At 78.8% G+C, this 4,094-nt stretch carries 3 protein-coding genes; all 3 read left to right on the top strand.

What is annotated here, in order from left to right:
• Nucleotides 1-131: 131 nt before the first annotated feature.
• Nucleotides 132-920, top strand: coding sequence for an iron-containing redox enzyme family protein (locus GQS09_RS27310; protein ID WP_399552620.1), 789 nt, complete (start codon nucleotides 132-134; stop codon nucleotides 918-920).
• A complete protein-coding gene (locus tag GQS09_RS27315; protein WP_165990202.1) occupies nucleotides 917-1,141 on the top strand; it encodes an aroma-sacti cluster domain-containing protein in 225 nt (74 codons plus the stop codon). Before GQS09_RS27310 ends, GQS09_RS27315 begins: the two co-directional genes overlap by 4 nt.
• 141 nt (nucleotides 1,142-1,282) lie before the next feature.
• On the top strand, nucleotides 1,283-4,094 hold a 2,812-nt coding region (locus tag GQS09_RS27320; protein ID WP_165990203.1), incomplete at its 3' end, for an adenylate/guanylate cyclase domain-containing protein.

Raw genomic sequence — 4,094 nt, forward strand, 5'->3', positions numbered from 1 at the left:
CTGCTGGACCGGGCGAGCGCACGGCTGCAGTGCGCCGCCGGGCCGGCCGCCCTGCTGCGCCGCTACACCGGCACCCCGTACGCCGGGCTCGTCGCCCTCGGCGCCCGCCCCGGGACGAACGGCGGCGCCCGGTGACCGCCCTCCTGCGGCCCAGCGCCGCGCTGCGCACCAAGCTCTCCCTCGCCGAGCCCGCGCTGCACCGGGCGAGCGGGCGGCTGTGGGACCCCGGGCCGGACCTGGCCGACCGCTACCGCGGCTATCTGGGCGCGATGCACTGCATCATCCGCGCCTCGGTGCCGCTGATGGAGCTGGCCGCCGTGCGCTGTGCGGCGCTGCCCGGGGACCCGGTCACCGCGCCGCTCGCCGGCTATCTGCACCGCCACATCGAGGAGGAGCGCGGGCATGACGACTGGCTGCTGGCCGACGCCGCCCGGGCCGGCACGGACCCCGAGCGGCTGCTGCGGGCCACGCCCCCGCCGGCCGTCGCCCAGCTCGTCGGCGCGCAGTACTACTGGATCGAGCACTACCACCCGGTGGCGCTGCTGGGCTACCTGATCGCGCTGGAGGGCAACGCGCCCGCGTCCTGGCTGGCCGACCGCCTGGCCGGGCTCACCGGCCTGCCGCCCGCCGCGTTCGACACCGTGCGCCGCCACGCCGACCTGGACGGCGGTCACCGGGCCGATCTGGACCGGCTGCTGGACCGGCTGCCGCTGACCGCCGGGCAGCTCAGCGCCGTCGCGGTCAGCGCGCTGCACACCATCGACGCGGTGGCCGGGCTGTTCGTGCGCCTCGCCGAGAACCCCGAGATCCCCGGAAACCCCGGGGCCCCCGAGAGCCCCGGGGACCCCGACCACTTCGACCACGCGGCGGGCGGCCGGGCCGGCTCCGCCGACGGAAGCACGGGAGGCACCGCCCCATGACCGAGCGCCCCATGGCCGAGCAGCCCGCGACCCCCGACCCGCTGACCCGGCTCGCCGACGCCGGGTTTCCGGTGGAAGCCCTCGCCGAGGAGGAGCAGGCCGTGCTGGCCGGCCTGACCCCCGCCGAGACCGAGCTGCTGCTGGGCATCAAGCAACGCCTGGACGCGGCCGAGCCGGAGGTGCGCGCGCACGGCGAGATCGCCGGCGGGGCGCTGTTCTGATGCGCTGCCCGGCCTGCCCCGGCCAGCCGCCGCCCGACGCCGCGTTCTGCCCCCGGTGCGGNGCCGCCGCCCGACGCCGCGTTCTGCCCCCGGTGCGGCACCCGCTGCGCGCCGCCGTCCGCCGCGCCGGAGGAACGCCGGGTGGTCACCGTGGTGTTCTGCGACCTGGTGGGCTCCACCGGTCTCTCCGGCCGGCTCGACCCCGAGGCCCTGCGGGCCGTCACGCTGCGCTACTTCGCCGCGATGAGGGAGCAACTTGAGGCGCACGGCGGCACGGTGGAGAAGTACATCGGGGATGCCGTGATGGCCGTCTTCGGGGTGCCGGTCCGCCACGAGGACGACGCGCGCCGGGCGCTGGCCGCCGCGCTGGGCATGACCGAGGCGCTGGCCGGGCTCAACGCGGAGCTGGAGCGGGAGTACGGGGTCCGGCTCGCCGTCCGCATCGGCGTCAACACCGGTGAGGTGGTGGCCGCCACCGACCCCGCCGCCCGCCAGGCCCTGGTCTCCGGCGAGGTGGTCAATGTCGCCGCCCGGCTGGAACAGGCGGCCGGGCCCGGCGAGATCCTCATCGGCCCGGACACGGCGGACGCCGCCGGGCCCGCCGCCGTCACCGTGGATGCCGGGGCCCGCACGCTGCGCGGCAAGGCCGCCCCGGTCGCCGCCCGCCGCCTGCTCCGGCTGCGCGACGACGACCCCGAGCTGACCCGCCGCTTCGACACCCCGTTCGTCGGCCGCGCCACCGACCTCGGTGAACTCGCCCTGCTCGGCACCCGGCTGACCGAGGACGGACACGCCCGGCTGGCCACCGTCTACGGCGACGCGGGCCTGGGCAAGACCCGGCTGCTGCGCGAGTGGCTGCGCCGCACCCCGCCGGACCGGCGCCCGCTGTACGGCGACGGCCGCTGCCGCCCGTACGGCGAGATCGGCAGCCTGCTGCCGCTGGCCGACGCGCTGCGCCCGGTGCTGGACCGGCTCGGCCGCGGCCCGGACGAGGTGCTGGCCGGGGTGCCCGAGCGCGAACGCGGCAGCTCGCAGGCCGCCTGGGAGCTGCTGCGCGGCGGGCTGCTCGCCGACGGAACCCCCAGCCCGTCCCTGCCGGACACCGGCCGGGCGCTGGTCTGCCTGCTCGCCGCGCTGACCGGGCCCCCGGCCGCCCGCCGGCCGCTGCTGCTGGTCCTGGACGATCTGCACTGGGCTGCCGATCCGCTGCTCGACCTGGTCGTGCTGCTGCTGCGCGAACTGGCCGACGCGCCGCTCGGCATCGTCTGCGCGGCCCGTCCCGAACTGCTGGAGCGCCGCCCCGCCTGGGGCAGCGGGCTGCCGCGCTCCTCGGCGATGACGCTGACCGGGCTGCGCCCGCGGGAGGCGGCCGAACTGGCCGCGGCGCTGGGCTCTGCCGAGGTGACCGCCCACCGCCCCGGGCTGGTCGAGCAGGCCCTGGAGCGGGCCGAGGGCAACCCCCTCTATCTCGAACATCTGCTGGCCACCCCCACCGCCACGGCCACGGCCACCGCCACGGCCACGGCCGGCGCCACCGCCGCGGGCCCGGCCGCGGGCGCTGCCCCGCCGCCGACCGTCCAGGCCGTGCTCGGCGCCCGCATCGATGCCCTCCCCCCGGACGAACGCATCCTGCTCCAGCTCGCCGCGGTGCTGGGCCGTGAGTTCTCCCGGGAACCGCTGGCCGCGCTGGCCGCCGCCGAACCCGGTGCGCCCGCACCCGAGAAGGTGCCCGGGCTGCTGCGCCGCCTGCTCGGCCGCGGACTGCTGGAGCCGGTGCGCCGCACCCTGGACGGCTCGGAGGCGCTGCGCTTCGGCAGCGGCCTGGTCCACGAGACGGTCTATCTCGCCATCGCCAAGGCCGTACGCGCCCGCCGCCACGAGGAGGCCGCCCGGGCGCTGAGCACGGCGCCCCCCTCCGGCACGGTCTCTTCGGGCACCGCCGTGGATGCCGCCGTGGGAAGCCATCTGGAGCGGGCATACCGCTGCCGTGCCGAGCTCGGCGGGGAGCCCGCGCACGCGGAGCGGCTGCGCCGGGACGCCGCCGCCGCGCTGCACCGGGCCGGCGTGCACGCGCTGAACCGCGCGGATCTGCCCTGGGCGGAAGATCTGCTCACCCGCGCCCGCGCGCTCGACCCGGACTCCCCCCGCATCGCCCGCCGGCTCGCCGAGCTGCGCATGGCGCGCGGCGAGGCCGCCGGGGCCCGCGCCCTGTTCACCGAGGCCCGCGCCGCCGCCTCCACCGACCCGGTGACCGCCGCCCACGCCGAGCTCGGCCTCGCCGTACTGGAGGGCAGGCCCGGGGCCGCCGCCGAGGCGGCCCGCCGCACCCTGCCCGTCTTCACCGCCGCCGCCGACGACGAGGGCATCGCCCGGGCCGGTGTCCGGGCCGCGCATGAGCGGCAGCGGCAGGGCCGCCACGCCGCCGCCGAGACGCTGCTGCGCCGGGCCCTGGCGCACGCCCGCCGGGCGGACGCCGAGCCCGAACGGGCGATGGCCCTGGGCGCCCTGGGCATCTCGCTGTGGCGGGGGCCGCTGCCGGTCCCCGAAGCACTGGCCCGCTGCCGCCGGCTGCGCGCGGAGGAAGGCGCCGGACGGCCCGTGGTACGCGCCACGCTCGGCTGCCCGTCGGCGGTGCTGCTCGCCCTGGCCGGTGCGGAGGACGAGGCACGGGCCACGCTCGACGAGGCGGGGCGGCTCGCGCGGGAACTGGGCTACGCGGAGGCCGCGGTCTTCGTACCGCTGTTCCAGGCCGAACTGGAGAGCGCGCTCGGGCACTGGGCCGAGGTCCCGCCGCTGCTGGATGCCGCCCGCCGGGCCGGGGAGGGCACCGGGGCCCCGCCGGACATCGCCCGCGACCGGGCGCGGGCCCTGCTGGAACTGGGCGATCCGGCCGCCGTGCTGGCGCTGCCCGCCGAGCCGGAGCCCGCACCGCCCGCACAGGCCGTGCCGGCCG

It is taken from the genome of Streptomyces sp. YIM 98790, assembly GCF_011421595.1.
Taxonomy (GTDB): Bacteria; Actinomycetota; Actinomycetes; order Streptomycetales; family Streptomycetaceae; genus Streptomyces.

Bases quoted from the DNA above. Each gene is read 5' to 3' on its own strand.
- GQS09_RS27315 (WP_165990202.1), top strand. From the start codon at position 917: ATGACCGAGCGCCCCATGGCCGAGCAGCCCGCGACCCCCGACCCGCTG.